The sequence below is a fragment of the Pseudomonas sp. Lb2C2 genome (assembly GCF_052112205.1).
Taxonomy (GTDB): Bacteria; Pseudomonadota; Gammaproteobacteria; order Pseudomonadales; family Pseudomonadaceae; genus Aquipseudomonas; species Aquipseudomonas kilonensis.
Genome location: NZ_JAUTYW010000004.1, coordinates 554,712 through 570,864, shown reverse-complemented (window position 1 = coordinate 570,864; position 16,153 = coordinate 554,712). Strand labels below are relative to the sequence as shown.

Here is a 16,153-nt window from a genome sequence, read left to right as displayed (position 1 = left end):
GTTCAACCCTCCTGCGCAATGGCAACAGGCGTCGCTTTCTGCGTACGGCTGCGGGTACCGGTATTCTGTGCCACGACGGTTTCACCGACCCGGACCTTCTGCCCGCCCTCGACAATCACCTGGTCTCCCGCGTTCAGCCCCGCGGTGACCCACCACTGGTTATCCACGGCGCGGTCGATGGTCAGCATGCGCTGCTCGACCTTGCCATTGACCACCACCAACACCGAAGTCGCGCCGCTGGCGCTGCGGGTCACCGCCTTCTGTGGAATCAGGATGGCCTTGTCATCCCGCGCCTGCTCCAGCACCGCTCGCACGTACATGCCCGGCAGCAACAGTCGGTCCGGGTTGGCGATTTGCGCCCGCAGGGTCACCGTGCCCGTGCCCTCATTGACGCTGACCCCACTGAACTTCAAGCGACCTTCATGGGTATAGGTGCTGCCGTCATCGAGCTTGAGGCTGATCCGCGCTTCACCTTCGCCATTGCTCTGCAGCACACCGCTGGCCAGGTCGCGCTTGAGCCGCAACAGTTCGGTGGTCGACTGGGTGACGTCTACATACATCGGGTCCAACTGCTGCACGGTGGTCAGTGCGCTGTCCTGGTTGGCCACCACCAGCGCGCCGGGCGTGACCGTCGAGGTTTCGATGCGCCCGCTCACGGGGGAACTGATGCGGGTATACGCCAGGTTGATGCGTGCGGTGTCGACATCGGCCTGGGCCACTTGCACCTCCGCTTCGGCGGTCAGCAGGCTGGCCTGGGCATCCTCGTTGTCCTGCTGGCTGATGGCATCGATCTTTACCAACTGGGCGTCACGCTTGGCCGTGGCCTGGGCCGACTTCAAGGTGGCGCGTGCCTTGGCGAGATTCGCCTGGGCCTCAGCCAATGCGGCCTTGTAAGAGGAAGCATCCAGTTGATACAGCGCCTGTCCGGCCTTGACCTCGGCCCCTTCGACAAACAGGCGCTGCTGGACGATACCGCCGACCTGCGGGCGTATCTCGGCGACCATGAACGCCTGGGTGCGTCCGGCCAGCTCAGTGGTCAGCGCCTGGCTTTGCGGCTGCACGGTGATCACCGAGACCTTGGGCGGTTCGGGTGTGGGTGCCGATTCGCCGGAGCAACCGCCCAACATGAACAAAACGATCAAGCACACCAGGAAGGCGGCGGTCACCAGGGATTTGGCGAATAATTTGGTCGACATAAATGCCTCTGCAAGACGGATGGTTCAAGCCAGGCGCCATACTGCGAGGCAAATGTGCAGGAAAATTGAAGATTGCCCGCCGCCCTTGAATCTTCATCGCTCCAGGGCCTAAATGGTCAGGCCATTCATCGAACTGCCCGAGCCCATGAAACTGAGCATCTCCACCAAGCTGTTTATTGCCGTCATGGCCAGCGTCCTGTTTGTCATCCTGAGCATGGGGGCGGCCAACGGCTGGAGCTTTGGCAACGGCTTTCTCGACTACCTCAACGAACAGGCACTGTTGCGCATGAAGCCGGTGCTCCCCCGCCTGGCCAACGCCTACCAGCGCGAAGGTGACTGGGAATTCCTGCGCAACCAGCCGGATCGCTGGTTCGAACTGCTGCGCCCGGAGCCGGCGGAAAACACCACCCACCCAGGACGGCCCCCCATGCCGATGTCCGACCTGACCGGGGCGGTGTTTCGCATCGCCCTGCTCGACCAACAAAAACAATTGGTCATGGGCTATTCGGCCATTGGCGACGACGCCCTGATGCGCCCGATCGAGGTCGCCGGCAAAACTGTCGGCTGGCTGGCGGTGACGCCGTTCCAGAACGTGACTGAAGCTGGCGGTGAACGCTTTCGTCAGTATTTGGTGCGCACCAGCCTGGCCGTGGGCGTGCTCTCGTTGCTGTTGGCGATGCTGATTGCCTGGTGGATCGCCCGTACCCTGCTTGACCCGGTCAAGCGGGTGGCCGCCGCCACGCACCGCTTGGCCGCCGGGGAATACAGCAACCGCGTGTCGGTGGCCTCCAATGACGAAGTCGGTCAGTTGGCCCGAGACTTCAACCAGCTGGCGTATACCCTGGAACGCAACGAAAAAATGCGCCGGGAATTCATGGCCGATGTGTCCCACGAACTGCGCACCCCGTTGTCGGTGTTGCGCGGTGAGCTGGAAGCCATCGAAGACGGCGTACGCACCCTCGACCCGTCCTCGATGAAATCGCTGCAAGGCGAAGTCAGCATGCTCAGCAAACTGGTGGATGATCTCTACGAACTGTCCCTGGCCGATGTCGGCGCGCTGACCTACCGCAAGAGCGAATGCGATCTCAACGACTTGCTGGACGGTTGCGTGGCGATGTTCCAGGAGCGTTGCAATGCCCGGCATCTGCGTTTGGAGCTGGAGCTGCCGACAACGCCGCTACGGTTGGAGGCCGACCCCAAACGCTTGCAGCAGCTATTCAGCAACCTGTTGGAAAATGCCGTGCGTTATACCGACGAGGGTGGCGTGCTGCGCATTCGTGCCGCCAGCGAGGACGACGTCGTGCGCATCGATTTTCTCGACTCCGGCCCCGGGGTCGATGCGGATCAATTGCCGCGACTGTTCGAGCGTTTTTACCGCGGCGAAACCTCACGCAATCGCGCCAGTGGCGGCGCCGGCCTGGGACTGGCCATCTGTCACAGCATCGCCCTGGCCCATGGCGGCAGCCTCAGCGCCGATCACTCGCCGCTGGGTGGCCTTTGGCTGACCCTGCGCCTGCCACGGAACACCTGAACATGGCCACTGACAGCCCAATCCTTATCGTCGAAGACGAACCCAAGCTGGCCGCATTGATGCGCGACTACCTGATCGCCGCTGGCTACGCGACCCAATGCCTGGACAATGGCCTTCAAGTGGTGCCGGCGGTACGGGCCAGCGAGCCGCGGTTGATCCTGCTCGACCTGATGCTGCCGGGGCGCGACGGCCTGCAAGTGTGCCAGGAGTTGCGCAGCTTCAGCGCCGTGCCGATCATCATGATCACTGCCCGCGTGGAGGAAGTCGATCGCCTGCTCGGGCTGGACCTGGGGGCCGACGACTACATTTGCAAACCCTTCAGCCCGCGTGAAGTGGTGGCCAGGGTCAAGGCGATCCTGCGGCGTAGCCCGCAACTGCTCGTCACCGCGCCAGCACGCCTGCTGATTGACGAAGACCGTTACCAGGCGTCACTCGATGGCGTCGCCCTGGACCTGACGCCCTTGGAACTGCGCCTGCTCAGTACATTGGCGCAGTCCCCGGGGCGGGTGTTTTCCCGGGATCAATTGCTCGACCGGATCTATTCCGATCATCGGGTGGTTACCGATCGTACGGTTGACAGCCATATCCGTAATCTGCGGCGCAAGCTTGAGCAGGCTTGCCCGGCGGAGAATCCTATCGAGTCGTTGTATGGGGTGGGTTATCGGTTTCAGCTTGCTGACGTTTGAAGCGGTGCGTCTTGGGGTGCGTCTTGGTGAACGGGAGGATGGGTACATATCCGTTTTTTGCGGTAACGGCTGCTTAGGGTTCCGCCCTGACGGCGGCTCACTTTTGAAGAGCGCAAAAGTAAGCAAAACGCTCCTGCCCCACCACTCGGCACCTCGCTTAGGCTCGGTGTGCCCTCTCTCCGGCATTGCTCCGTGGGCCGCCGCGAAGGGCCATCCATGGCCCAGCGCGGCTACCTCGGCATCCATGCCGAGGTGCCCACTGCGCAATGCCTGCGTTCGGCCAGCGTGGTTAACGGGGCGCCCGAGATCAACGTCCACCGCGAGGCGGCCTAACAGCCGACCTGTTTTTGGTGGGACCGCGTTTCTCCTGTGGGAGCGAGCCTGCTCGCGATAGCGGTGGTTCAGCTAAATAAATGTTGGCATATGTCCCGCTCTTGCTCTTGCTCTTGCTCTTGCTCTTGCTCTTGCTCTTGCTCTTGCTCTTGCTCTTGCTCTTGCTCTTGCTCTTGCTCTTGCTCTTGCTCTTGCTCTTGCTCTTGCTCTTGCTTTGGATCTTGATCTGGGTGCCCCGTTAAACCACGCTGGCCGAACGCAGGCATTGCGCAGTGGGCATCCCGGCATGGATGCCGGGATAGCCGCGCTGGGCCATGGATGGCCCTTCGCGGCGGCCCACGGAGCAATGCCGGAGTGAGGGCATGCCGAGCCTAGGCGAGGCACCAAGTGGTGGGGCAAAAGCGTTTTGCTTACTTTTGCGCTTTTCAAAAGTGAGCCGCTGTAAAAGCGGAACCATAAGCGGCCGTTACCGCAGCAACGGATATACACCCTAAAAACTACGCCCCCGGATAAGTCGAGCCTATTGATCCGCTGAGTAGATAATGGTTTGCGCATTGCCCCCCGCAGCAGGCCGACGGGTGAAGTAGGTGTCGCCTTCGTCTGTCTGGATCTCGTAGTCGGCCTTGCTGGCGACCCGACTCGATGCATCGCTGTGCTTGATGATTTTCAGCACCCGCTGGAACTTCACGCCTTGCGTGCCGTTCTGGGCGGGGCCGGTGAGTACATTGACCTTCTGGAACCAGCCTTCCTGCTTTTTGTTCGACACCAGGGTGCCGCTCAGTGCTTCAAAACGCTCAAGACGGGTAAACCCCCAGAGTGTCTGTTCCTCGACCACTTTGCCCGGGGTGGCGGAACCGGTGAAGACAAACAGGTTAAGGCTCGGATTGTCTTCGCAGAAGAAGTCATAAGGCACCAGACCATCGACCATTCTCTTGCCGGGAACGAAACCCTTCTTATGAACCAGAAACATGAGCACCTCCACGCTGAAACACCAGCAAACGCTGAGTAAGTTTGAGCGCAAAGTCTACTGAGGCGGGGCGTACAGGGCCGTCAAGCCAATGTAATATCGTGTAAAGATCACACCCTACGAGGCAAGCTGATTTCCACAGTCAACCCACCGGACGACTCGTTGCGCGCCAGGATGGAGCCACCGTGTATTTCCACGGCCCTTGAGGCAATGGCCAGGCCCAGGCCGAAGCCGGCACTGGCTTCGTTCAAGCCACGTTCGAATGGGTTGAAAATGCTCTGTAGCCGCGAATGTTCAACACCCGGGCCCTGATCGCTGATCTGCACTGTCAGGCCATCTGCGGCGCCATTGACCTCGGCCACGACCATCACCGTGGTGTCTGGCCGGGTATGGCGCACGGCGTTTCGGATGACGTTCTCGAAACACCGATACAGCAGCTCACCGCTGGCATGGCTGATAAAAGCCGGAGACGCCTGCAGGCTGACACGACAACCTTTCATGCCCGCCTCGAATTGCGCGTCCTCGACGATCACCGACAGCAACTCGACGATATCGATGGGCTCGCGCTCGATGCTCTCTGGTCGCCCCTGCAGGCGTGCCAGGGTCAACAGCGCCTCGATCAGCGTATCCATGCGCACCGACTCACGGTCGATGCGTTCCACCATTTCCAGGCGGGCCGGTTCCTGGCGCAACAGCCCAATGGCCGCTTGCATGCGCGTCAGCGGTGAGCGCAATTCGTGGGAGATGTCGTGCAACAGGTCTTGCTGGGCTTGCACCAACAGTTTCAGTTGGTTGGCCATTCGGTCGCAGTCCTCGGCCAGGTCGACGATTTCATCGCGCCGCCCACCCATCATCGGTTTTACCCGAGTTTCGAAACGTCCCTGGGCAACCTCGCTCATGGCCCGCCGAAGATTGGCCAGCGGCCATGCCAGGTAATACGCCATATAGCCACTGAACAGCGCACTCATCAGCGTGCCGATGATCAACGGCGTCGAGCGCGCCGGCCCGTCGCCACCTTCCCTGCCGGGCGGATGCGTAGACCTCAGCCATAGCGTCATACCGTCCTTGCTGATGATCGCGCGCTCGTAGGCCGGCTGTGGAACCGGCGCCCCCGCTATCAGCTGACCGGCCTTGTCATACACTCCAATGGCCTGATCCCCAGGGTGCTCCCACACCGCCAGCAACTGCTGGCCCGCCTCGACACCAAACTGGCGCAGCAGTTGCTCCTCGCTGGCAAGGATCGTTTCCAGATGCGGATCCCCGGGCTTGAAACTGCCCAGCACCAGGACGCCCAACCCCACCAGAAACGTCAAGCTGGTGGCGAGCCAGAACGCCAGGAACAGTTTCCAGAACAGCCGGCTGGGCTTCATCATTCGGCGATCAACAGGTAACCGAGGCCCCGCACGCTCTGGATCCAGGCCTTGGCATCGGGCCGCGGTCCCAGCTTGTGGCGAATGCTACTGATGTGCACATCGATGCGCCGGTCATAGCGAGTCAAGGGGCAACCCAGGGCATTGAGCGACAGGTTCTGTTTACTCACCACTTGCCCGGCACAGCGGGCCAGTTCCTCGAGCAAACTGAACTCGGTGCTGGTCACCCCCAGCTCGCGCCCCTGCCAGAGCGCCTGGCGCTTGCCGGGCCACAAGACCAGCGGTCCGGTCCTGATCACTTCGCCGGTTGACCGATCCACCGGCTGTACCCGGCGCATGATCGCCCGCAAACGCGCCACCAGCTCCCCCGGTGAGCTGGGCTTGGGCACATAGTCATCGGCGCCCAGCTCCAGGCCGGTGATCTTGTCGATGTTGTCGCCACGAGCTGTCAGCAACACCACCGGCACCTGGCTCACGGCCCGAATGCGCCTGAGCACCTCGATACCCGACAGTCGCGGCAGCATCACGTCCAGCACCACGATGCTGTAGCGACCGGACAGCGCTTGCACCTCGCCCTCCTCCCCCGTGTGCACGGCAGTCGCCTCAAAGCCTTCGCGCTCCAGGTATTGGCTGAGCATTCCCGTCAGTTCCTGGTCATCGTCGACTAGCAATACAGAGATCATGGGGCGCTCTTGAGTAGGTGTCGGGCCATTATCGCCCGTGTGCCGCGTACCGTCATCGCCGCGGGCCAACCTTTACCTAACTTGACATTGGGTTAACCGCACCAAACGCAGCGAACTTTTATGCTTGCTCGCCACCAGCCCGCTCGCTCCCGCGGTGACTCGTCTTGCGGTGAGATATCCGCGTCCACCTACACCACCTGTCGATGTGTCCTGGATAAGATCTTGATGAATTTTTCGCGCCTGCTCTGCTCGGCTGCACTGCTGCTCAATGTCACACTTGCCCACGCCCAAGGTTTCAAGATTTCCGATATTCGCATCAACGGCCTCCAGCGCGTTTCCGCAGGCAGTGTCTTCGGTGCCTTGCCATTGAACGTCGGCGATAACGCGGATGAGCGGCGCCTGGTGGAGTCCACGCGTGCGCTGTTCAAGACCGGCTTTTTCCAGGACATCCAACTGGGACACGACGGTGATGTCCTGGTCATCACCGTCGTCGAGCGCCCCTCCATCGCCAGTATCGAGATCGAAGGCAACAAGGCGATCTCCACTGAAGACCTGATGAAGGGCCTCAAGCAATCCGGCCTGGCCGAAGGCGAGATCTTCCAGCGCGCCACCCTCGAAGGTGTACGTAACGAGCTGCAACGCCAGTACGTTGCCCAGGGTCGCTACTCGGCCACCGTCGACACCGAAGTGGTGCCGCAGCCGCGCAACCGCGTCGGCCTGAAGGTCAACATCAACGAAGGCACCGTGGCGGCCATCCAACACATCAACGTGGTGGGCAACACGGTTTTCCCTGACGAAGACCTGATCGACCTGTTCGAACTCAAGACCACCAACTGGCTGTCGTTCTTCAAGAACGACGACAAGTACGCCCGTGAAAAACTCTCCGGTGACCTGGAGCGCCTGCGTTCCTACTACCTGGACCGTGGCTACATCAACATGGACATCGCTTCGACCCAGGTGTCCATCACCCCGGACAAGAAGCACGTCTACATCACCGTCAACGTCAACGAAGGCGACAAGTACACCGTTCGTGACGTCAAGCTCAGCGGTGACCTGAAGGTGCCTGAAGACCAGGTCAAGTCGCTGCTGCTGGTGCAGAAGGGCCAGGTGTTCTCGCGCAAGCTGATGACCACCACCTCCGAACTGATCACCCGCCGCCTGGGTAACGAGGGCTACACCTTCGCCAACGTCAACGGCGTGCCGCAGCCGCACGATGAAGACCACACCGTCGACATCACCTTCGCCGTGGATCCGGGCAAGCGTGCCTACGTCAACCGTATCAACTTCCGTGGCAACACCAAGTCCGAGGACGAAGTGCTGCGCCGTGAGATGCGCCAGATGGAAGGTGGCTGGGCGTCGACCTACCTGATCGACCAGTCCAAGACCCGCCTGGAGCGCCTGGGCTTCTTCAAGGAAGTCAACGTCGAGACCCCGGCCGTGCCGGGCGTCGATGACCAGGTCGATGTGAACTACAGCGTCGAAGAGCAGGCTTCCGGCTCGATCAGCGCCAGCGTTGGCTTCTCGCAAAGCGCCGGCCTGATCCTTGGCGGCTCGATCACCCAGAACAACTTTCTCGGCACCGGCAACTACGCCAGCCTGGGCCTGACCCGCTCGTCCTACCAAAGCAAGTACAACATCGGCTTTACCGACCCCTATTTCACGCCAGACGGCGTGAGCCTGGGTTACAACGCGTTCTACAACGCCACCGACTACAACGAATATTACGATGACGATAACTCGTACTATTCCATCAATAGCTACGGCGCCGGCACCTCCCTCGGCTACCCGATCAATGAAACCTCACGGTTGAATTTCGGCGTGACGGTACAACATGACAGCATCGAACCAGGAACCTACAGCGCCGATGAGATCTACGATTTCATCGAGCGTGAAGGCAAGGACTTCACCAACTTCAAGGCCAATCTCGGCTGGTCCGAATCGACCTTGAACAAGGGCGTGCTGGCCACCCGTGGGCATTCGCAAAGCCTGAACCTGATGGCGACGGTGCCCGGCAGCGACCTGAGCTTCTACAAGATCGACTACACCGGGCAGGCCTTCGTGCCGGTCAGCGACGCCACCTCGCTGCGCTTGCACACCAAACTCGGCTACGGCAACAGCTACGGCTCCACAGACGGCCTGCCGTTCTATGAAAACTACACCGCCGGTGGCGAAGGCTCGGTGCGCGGCTTTGAAAGCGGCACCCTCGGCCCGCGCAATACACCGGCCACCGGCACCTATGCCAGCGCCGGCCAAGCGTACTACTCCGACCGGGACACCGAGTCACTGGGCGGCAACATACTCATCACCGGCGGCGTGGAATACCTGTTCCCACTGCCCTTCATCAAAGACAACAAATCACTGCGCACCTCGGTGTTCTGGGACGTGGGCAGCGTCTATTCCGACAAGTGCTACCTGAGCACCACCCAGGGATGCGATGGGGTCGATCTCAGCCAGATGGCCAGTTCGGTGGGGGTCGGGGTGACCTGGTATAGCCCGCTGGGTCCGTTGAGCGCCAACGTGGCCTTTCCGGTGCGAACCCCGGATAACGCGGATACGCAGGTGTTTCAGTTTTCCTTGGGGCAGACATTTTGATCCGGGAATCACTTCAGCCTCCCCTATGAGACCTATCTGCGGAGCGCACATCAGCGCTGGAACTGGTCGAAGGCCGCGAACCTGCTATCTTGAGCTACAGACCTGAGCAGTTGCGATCCGATACGTATCCAGGTCTGTACAGGGAGTGATGAAGTTGGAAGCAGTGGAACTGCTCGCTATGGATGAATGGACCACATCATCTCTACTTGGCGAGTGTGATGTGATCATCGTCAATTACAATGCCGGTGAACTGTTGCTGGCGAGTGTAGGGGCGGCGTTTGCCGCCGGCGCTTCGAGCGTGATCGTGGTGGACAACGACTCCCACGACGATAGCCTGATGCTGGTGGAGCGAACCCACGCTGCCGGCGACTCGCTTAAAATCGTCCGCAATACCGCCAACCTCGGCTTCGCCGTGGCGTGCAACCAAGGTGCCCGCCTGTCAGCGGCCCCCAATTTATTTTTCTTGAACCCGGACACCGTGCTGGCCGCCGATGCCATAGACAACTTGCTGCTGGCGCTGCGCAGCGCGCCGCAGATCGGCATGGTCGGAGGGTTCCTGTGCAATCCGGACGGCAGCGAGCAAGCCGGTGGGCGTCGGGTATTTCCAACCCCCAGACGCGCCTTCATGCGGGCTTTCGGACTTTCGCGGCTCTCAGCACTTTTCCCATCGCTGTTGTCCGACTTTTTATTGCACAAGGAGCCGCTACCCGGCACCCCCATTGTCGTTGAGGCCATCTCCGGGGCTTGCATGCTGGTCAAGCGCGAAGCGATCGAGAGTGTCGGGTTATGGGACGAAGACTATTTCCTTCATTGCGAGGACCTGGACTGGTGCATGCGCTTCCATCAAGCCGGCTGGCGCGTGCTGTTCGTGCCGGATGCTCGGGTGATGCATGTATTCGGTGGTTGCAGTCGTCATCGTCCCTATTTCGTCGAATGGCACAAACACCGGGGATTCCTGCGTTTCTATCGCAAGTTTTTCCGCCGAAAATACCCAGCCGTCCTATGGTTCAGCGTGGTGATCGGGGTCTGGTTTCGATTCAGCCTGGTGGTCCTTCGTCACGCGGCTACCCGGTTTAAACATGCATGGAACCTACGATAAGAGACCTCAATTGCGGATAGGAATATTGGGCGGCTCCAGCCTCTTGGGCGAGCACGCCCTGCCATTGCTGGCACAAACCGGTCTCCCGACGAGCGCCTTCACTCGAAGCTTGCCCAAGGTGCCCTGCCCCGGTGTGACATGGCGAAACGCTGACGACTGGCACGGGCTGACGCTGGACACCTTCCTGTCATTTGCCCCTATCTGGGTGTTACCCGACTATTTGGAGCGCCTGGCCAGCACCCACGTCAAACGCGTTATCGTGTTGTCCTCCACCAGCCGTTTTTCCAAGCAAGCATCGCCCGATGCTCGAGAACGGGACGTGGCGCAACGCTTGATAGGCGCGGAAGAACAGCTCAAGCAGTGGGCGGTCGAGCGGAAAATCGAATGGGTGATCCTGCGACCGACCATGATCTATGGCTTTGGCCGCGACAAGAACATCTCGCAAATAGCACGTTTCATTCGACGCTTCGGATTTTTCCCGCTTATCGGGGGCGGAACCGGACTGCGCCAGCCGGTGCATGCTGGCGACGTGATCCAGGCGTGTCTGTCCGCCATGAGTACGCCTGGCCTGCCCAGTGGTGGCTACAACCTCTCAGGGGGAGAAAGCTTGCCTTATCACACGATGGTGAGGCGAATATTCCAGGCCATGGGACGTCCGGAGCGAACGCTGCCCCTCCCTGCCCAGGTATTAAGCCGGGGCGTTTCGATCATGCGGTGTCTGCCACGCTATCGACATCTCTCAAGTGCGCTGGTGGCGCGGATGAACGAGGACTTGGTGTTTGACCATTCGCCGGCCAGTGATTGGCTTGGTTTTGCTCCCAGGGCGTTTCATCTGATGGGTGAGGATTTGCCTGGGCGCTGAGATAGTCTTGGGCGAATAGGCAGGACGGTTCTTCTCTGGGGCGGGGGTATATCCGTTGCTGCGGTAACGGCCACTTAGGGTTCCGCCCTTACGGCGGGTCACTTTCGAAAAGCGCGAAAGTAACCAAAGCGCTCCTGCCCCACCACTCGGTGCCTCGCCTAGGCTCGGCATGCCTGAACAAAGGTATTGCTCCGTGGGCCGCCGCGAAGGGCCATCCTTGGCCCAGCGCGGCTAACCCGGCATCCATGCCGGGTTGCCCACTGCGCAATACCTTCGTTCAGCCAGCGTGGTTAACGGGGCGCCCGAGATCAACGTCCACGCCGAGGCGGCCTAGTAGCCGACCTGGCTCTCCCGGCCGTACACCCATCAGAACTGTGGGAGCAAAGCTTGCTCGCGAGGCGGCCTGACAGCCGACCAGGCTCTCTCGGTCGTACTCCGATCCAATTGTGGGAGCGAGCCTGCTCGCGATGGCGGTGTGTCAGTTTGCGGTGATGTTGGATGTACTGGCCTTGTCGCGATCTAGCCCTTGTCCCCTGTCTCCACCCCAGGCTCGTCGCGATGAACGTGGGCTTGCCAAGCGCCCCATTTGCTTTCGAAGTACGCCTGGTTTTTGTCCCAGAGGGCCTGGTACTCACCACTGGCGATCAGCTTCCTGAACGAAGCCTGCCCGTAATGATGGATAAACGCGTCTTCGGCGCAGACCGTCCGGTAGCCGGCCGCCTGCACGCGACGGCTGTAGTCGTCGTCTTCGAACATCCCGATACCGAATGCTTCATCCAGATACCCCACCTCTTCAAGAATGCCTCGGCGAAAGGCGACACAGAACATGGCGAGCATCGAGATATCGAACGACCGCCCCTTGCGGGCTTCGGTGTAGCGGTCTGCAAAATCTTGCATCTGTTGAATGTCGGTGTAGGAAACTTCGATTTTCGCTTCGTTTCCTACCGCATTCGTGACCGGTCCGACCAAGCCGATACTCGGGTCGCTCAAATGCCTGACCAGCGGATCCAGCCAGCCGTCTGGCACTACCGTGTCGTTATTGAGCAACAGCAGGATGTCACCGTCGGCTTCTCGCAAGCCCTGGTTATTGGCCGCAGCGAAGCCTCGGTTGTCCGGGTTGAGGATGACCTTCGCGGTCGGCACTGCCTGGCGCAGGCGTTCAAGATAATCGCCCGTGCCATCCTCCGAGCCATTGTCGACGACAATGAGCTGGTAATTGGGCCAGGTGGTATTGCGCAGAATGCTATTTACACATTGAATCGTCAGATTGAGGTTGTTGTACGTCACGAGCACGATGGAGACTTTCTCATACAGCCCGACGATAGCCTGTTGCATGCTATCGAATCGATCTTTCCAATCATTGGCCCGGGCAAGTTCTACGCGTCGTTTGTACAGCGCCAGGTCGCGCTCGGCCAAGGCACGCTCGATCTGCTCGATGAACTCATCGACCCCGGTTGCGAAGTACAACAGGTCTTTGTAAATGCTCATCTCCGTCAAAGGCGTGGAGATCACCGGCTTGCCTGCACTGATGTACTCGTAGAACTTCACCGGATCGACCGCATGCGTCACGTTGTAGAGCCTGAAGGGAATCAGGCACGCATCGAAATGATCCAGGTACAGCGGCATTTGCGCGTACGGCTTGTGGCCTAGCAACTGCACATTGGGCTTGTGCTCGAGGCCCGCCAGATCGTCGACGAAAATATCCCCCACCAGGATGAAGTTCCACTCTGGCCGCCTGTCTGCCAACGTCGCCAGCAAGGGATAATCGAGCCATTGCGCCAGGGCGCCGTAGTAGCCAATAACAGGCCCGGCAAGCCCGCTCAGCACATCATTGGTAAAGCAGTGCTGCCGGAAAAAAGCAAAATCCACCGCGTTTCGCACCAGCACACAGCGTGGGTTGTGGGCGCACCACTTCTGGTAAAGCAACGCAGCGGAAACGGTCACCAGGTCGGCCTGGGCAATCAGGGTCTTTTCCTCGCTCAGCAGCTGTTCGCCGATGTTCGGAAATCCATCCCAGTCATCCATGCAGTCATAGAGAATGCGCCAGCCATGCATGGCTCGCAGGCTGAGTGCCACGGGGCTCCAGTAAGCAATATGCACCACCGAGAGGGCGGTTCTTATCTGCATATCGGCGACCAGCGTCGCCATGGCGAGCAGCAAAGCCTGATGATTCTCAGGCGTCACTGTTTTTTCGTAATACGCTTCTTGCGCCTCACGCTGCAGTGCCACTTCAAAGATATTGGGTGCCACTGACGTCAATCGATAGAGCTGTCCCTGCTCCGGCACACTGGAGGGGACGATATAAAACACCCGGTAACCATTGCTCGCAAACTGGTTCATCAACTGCTGCGGCCGCTGGAACCGGGCGGCCCACTCGATGTTCGCGAAGCAGAGAATGTCCAGGCGCCCTTTCGTGCCGAAATCAGCGTCCACCTCAACGTTCGGCAACGGCTCCGGTGCGGCCGGGTAGACGATTGCAGCAACCGTCTCGGGAAATTCCTGGGTGGCGGCAAAACCATAACGCATCAACCGGAAAAGCGAGCGCAGCGGTCGGGTGAAACGCCACGAACGGGTGTTTTGCAGGAAGTCGACTTTCGCCAAGGCAATATCGCGCTCATTGATGGCCGCGTCTCTTTGAGCCAAGGCGGCGTCGCGGTCGATCAAGGTGCTGTCGAGCTTAGGCACGTGGGTATCCATGCAGTGGAGTGCTGTCGCCCGGCGGCCACATGGAACTGAGGGAACCCGGTCGGTAGAACGTTGCCGTCAGGCTGCGGCGGGAGGAATGGCAGCCGCTCACCACGGGCGTGACGGCATGCCAGGAGTTATCCGAGCGCACCAGGATCGCCGAGTTGCCCACCAGGGGTTCGATCTCGGCCGCCACGGCAGTGGGATCGTTGTGGTGCAGAATGTTCAGGCAACCGCCGTCGTTGCGGTCCCAGGACTCATTGAAATACAGGATATGAGTGACCAGTTTATCGGGCAGGTCCGGATGGGGCCCGAGGCTCGCGCCAGGACCGTAATGAAAAACGTTGACCTCCATCGGCACGTTGCGCAGATCAAATCCGGTCAGCTCCGACATGGCCTCTCGATAGCCGGTCGAGCCCAGATCCTGCGCCAATCTCAACCATGCCTCGCTCAGTTCTTCGGGGAAAGCGATGGTATGAGTGCCCATGCTCACCAGGGCGCGCGCCTCATAGTCATAATTTTTCTCTCCGCCATAACCACTCACCGTCTTGAAGTGATCATGAGGGAAGGTCGCCGCCAACGCGGCGGCATCCTCGGTCGAATACAGACGGCCGATTTCAGCCCATGAGAACGGGTGAGACTTTAACGCCGCTGGCGTGAGACGAGAGAGATCTAGCATTGTCTGTTCTTGTTCGCTGTCAGGTTTCTGATACCACGGGCGATGGAACGCAGTGGTGCGGTCATTCGGAATGAATTGGAGTTCTGCAACTCAAGCATCCTGGCGTCACTGAGGGCCAGTTGCTGACTGAGCTGGGCAATCCGTTGCTGCTGGGCAAGCACCTCTACTGCCGGCTCCGGCGCCGGCTCGATGACCTCAGGCTCCGGCACCGCCGGGCTTACCGCACATTCAGCCGGCAAGGGATAACGCCCCTCGGCCGCGGCTTCGAGCAGGTTGGGTAGATGCTGTAGAAATGCACCCAAAACCGGCTGGGACGAGGTTTTGCCCTGGCGAATGATTGCCGCGACCCGGTCCCAATGCTCGACCAACCGATCCGACGCCGCACGCGCCGCGGGCGATGGATGGGTCTTGCCCACCCTCGCTAGAAACCATTGCGGATCGACCGTCGCCGCGTCCGGCAACGCATGAAGTGAATCGAACTCCGCCAGCGCCGTGTACTTGCCCGTGGTCAGGTCCGCCGAGCAGAACACCGGGACGCCAAACGCCAAAGCAGTGATCGCCAAGTGGTAGCTATGGCCAATCACCGCTTGGGCCTGGCTGAGAATTTCCGCCATCAGCAACGGCTCTGGCCAGAACGACAGGGTGATGGCCTGGGGCAGGCGCGCCGCAATGACCGACGGATCGTCACCCAGGACAGGGCCAATCGGCACCACCAGCAACTGATAGCCCTGGAACGCCTCGGCGTGGTCTTCGAACAGTTTTACAAAAGATTCCACCACATGAATGGCGTGGATCACGATATAGGGCCCGGTCAGCCCGGCCTGCTCGCGCAGGCGAACGAACTCGGTGGAAGGCTGCTGCTCATCGATCAGGCGGGGCAAGCCGAACGCGGTGTCGGGCAGCACTTCGATCTCGGCCTGCTGGGTGAGCGCGCCGAGGGCATCGCGTGACAGTCCATCACGGACTCGCACGTACTGGCTTTGCTCAAGAGCCATCGTCAACAACGGCCTGGCCCAGTCGGGAATACTGTTGCAATGCATCCCGGGGGCATTCCACATGACCGGAACCCCGTGCTGCTGCGCGATGAGCGCAGGGGTCAGCCAATAACCGGTAGGGTGATGAATATTGGCGGTTGTCGGACCATAGCCGTGGGCAACGACTTTATCGAATCGGATCAGGAACCCCCCACCGATCAACACGCCATCCAGACTGGCTGCTATATGAGGCAGCTCTGTCAACGACGTCACTGCATAGGGCCATTCGGGTCGGTTTTTCCCGTGATAGGAAAACCGATGCAGGTTGACTGAACCCAAGCGCCGGGTCAGCTCAGCCTCGGCGATGATCGGAAACAGCAGGTCACCGTAGTTCTCTACGTCAAAGGTTCCGAATATAGCAACCTGCCACGTGCGCTCGTCCAGGTGTTGCGTCAAAACCTTCTCTCCTTGAGTCCCGCAGGCCTTGGCAAGCGCC

13 protein-coding genes and 1 pseudogene are annotated in these 16,153 nt (G+C 60.3%); 6 read left to right on the top strand and 8 right to left on the bottom strand.

What is annotated here, in order from left to right:
• Window positions 1-2 precede the first annotated feature (2 nt).
• Window positions 3-1,196: an efflux RND transporter periplasmic adaptor subunit gene (locus Q7F16_RS14560; RefSeq protein WP_046064909.1), complete on the bottom strand. Its 1,194-nt coding sequence runs from the start codon at window positions 1,194-1,196 to the stop codon at window positions 3-5.
• Window positions 1,197-1,308: 112 nt separating this feature from the next.
• Here Q7F16_RS14560 and baeS point away from each other — a divergent pair, with 112 nt between their 5' ends.
• The 3 genes from baeS to Q7F16_RS14545 all read left to right on the top strand — a co-directional run bounded on the left by baeS (window position 1,309) and on the right by Q7F16_RS14545 (window position 3,746).
• Entirely contained in the window at window positions 1,309-2,727 is a 1,419-nt protein-coding gene (gene baeS / locus Q7F16_RS14555; RefSeq protein WP_046064908.1) for a sensor histidine kinase efflux regulator BaeS, read from the top strand.
• Between the two features lie 2 nt (window positions 2,728-2,729).
• On the top strand, window positions 2,730-3,413 hold the full coding sequence (locus Q7F16_RS14550) for a response regulator (RefSeq protein WP_046064907.1): 684 nt from the start codon (window positions 2,730-2,732) through the stop codon (window positions 3,411-3,413).
• A 168-nt stretch (window positions 3,414-3,581) separates the two neighbouring features.
• Complete coding sequence (locus Q7F16_RS14545) at window positions 3,582-3,746, top strand: hypothetical protein (RefSeq protein ID WP_153387482.1); 165 nt, start codon at window positions 3,582-3,584, stop codon at window positions 3,744-3,746.
• Window positions 3,747-3,814: 68 nt separating this feature from the next.
• On the opposite strand, the gene Q7F16_RS14540 is transcribed toward Q7F16_RS14545, so the two are convergent.
• The 4 genes from Q7F16_RS14540 to Q7F16_RS14525 form a co-directional block, all read right to left on the bottom strand.
• The gene (locus Q7F16_RS14540) at window positions 3,815-4,012 is read right to left on the bottom strand and encodes a hypothetical protein (RefSeq protein WP_413211832.1); all 198 of its coding nucleotides are present in this window, start codon (window positions 4,010-4,012) and stop codon (window positions 3,815-3,817) included.
• Window positions 4,013-4,266: 254 nt separating this feature from the next.
• The gene (locus tag Q7F16_RS14535) at window positions 4,267-4,716 is read right to left on the bottom strand and encodes a hypothetical protein (protein WP_409557255.1); all 450 of its coding nucleotides are present in this window, start codon (window positions 4,714-4,716) and stop codon (window positions 4,267-4,269) included.
• Window positions 4,717-4,823: 107 nt separating this feature from the next.
• The gene (locus tag Q7F16_RS14530; RefSeq protein ID WP_409557256.1) at window positions 4,824-6,086 is read right to left on the bottom strand and encodes a HAMP domain-containing sensor histidine kinase; all 1,263 of its coding nucleotides are present in this window, start codon (window positions 6,084-6,086) and stop codon (window positions 4,824-4,826) included.
• A complete protein-coding gene (locus tag Q7F16_RS14525) occupies window positions 6,083-6,766 on the bottom strand; it encodes a response regulator transcription factor (protein WP_014337608.1) in 684 nt (227 codons plus the stop codon). The genes Q7F16_RS14530 and Q7F16_RS14525 overlap by 4 nt, the downstream gene beginning before the upstream one ends.
• A gap of 225 nt (window positions 6,767-6,991) precedes the next feature.
• Here Q7F16_RS14525 and bamA point away from each other — a divergent pair, with 225 nt between their 5' ends.
• The 3 genes from bamA (at window position 6,992) to Q7F16_RS14510 (ending at window position 11,319) form a co-directional block, all read left to right on the top strand.
• Window positions 6,992-9,358 carry an outer membrane protein assembly factor BamA gene (gene bamA / locus Q7F16_RS14520; protein WP_217870548.1) on the top strand — a complete coding sequence of 789 codons (2,367 nt, stop codon included), beginning with the start codon at window positions 6,992-6,994 and terminating at the stop codon, window positions 9,356-9,358.
• Window positions 9,359-9,512: 154 nt separating this feature from the next.
• Entirely contained in the window at window positions 9,513-10,457 is a 945-nt protein-coding gene (locus Q7F16_RS14515) for a glycosyltransferase family 2 protein (RefSeq protein ID WP_082098025.1), read from the top strand.
• A gap of 25 nt (window positions 10,458-10,482) precedes the next feature.
• Entirely contained in the window at window positions 10,483-11,319 is an 837-nt protein-coding gene (locus Q7F16_RS14510; protein ID WP_409557257.1) for an NAD-dependent epimerase/dehydratase family protein, read from the top strand.
• A 519-nt stretch (window positions 11,320-11,838) separates the two neighbouring features.
• Here the strand turns inward: Q7F16_RS14510 and Q7F16_RS14505 are convergent.
• The 3 genes and pseudogenes from Q7F16_RS14505 to Q7F16_RS14495 form a co-directional block, all read right to left on the bottom strand.
• On the bottom strand, window positions 11,839-14,004 hold the full coding sequence (locus Q7F16_RS14505) for a glycosyltransferase (protein ID WP_409557258.1): 2,166 nt from the start codon (window positions 14,002-14,004) through the stop codon (window positions 11,839-11,841).
• Window positions 13,997-14,683 (bottom strand): 2OG-Fe(II) oxygenase, encoded by a 687-nt coding sequence (locus Q7F16_RS14500; protein WP_041475847.1) that lies wholly within the window; start codon window positions 14,681-14,683, stop codon window positions 13,997-13,999. The genes Q7F16_RS14505 and Q7F16_RS14500 overlap by 8 nt, the downstream gene beginning before the upstream one ends.
• Window positions 14,677-16,038 (bottom strand): annotated as a pseudogene (locus tag Q7F16_RS14495) (polysaccharide pyruvyl transferase family protein); the annotation flags it as partial. The pseudogene Q7F16_RS14495 and the gene Q7F16_RS14500, both read right to left, overlap by 7 nt.
• Between the last annotated feature and the right edge of the window lie 115 nt (window positions 16,039-16,153).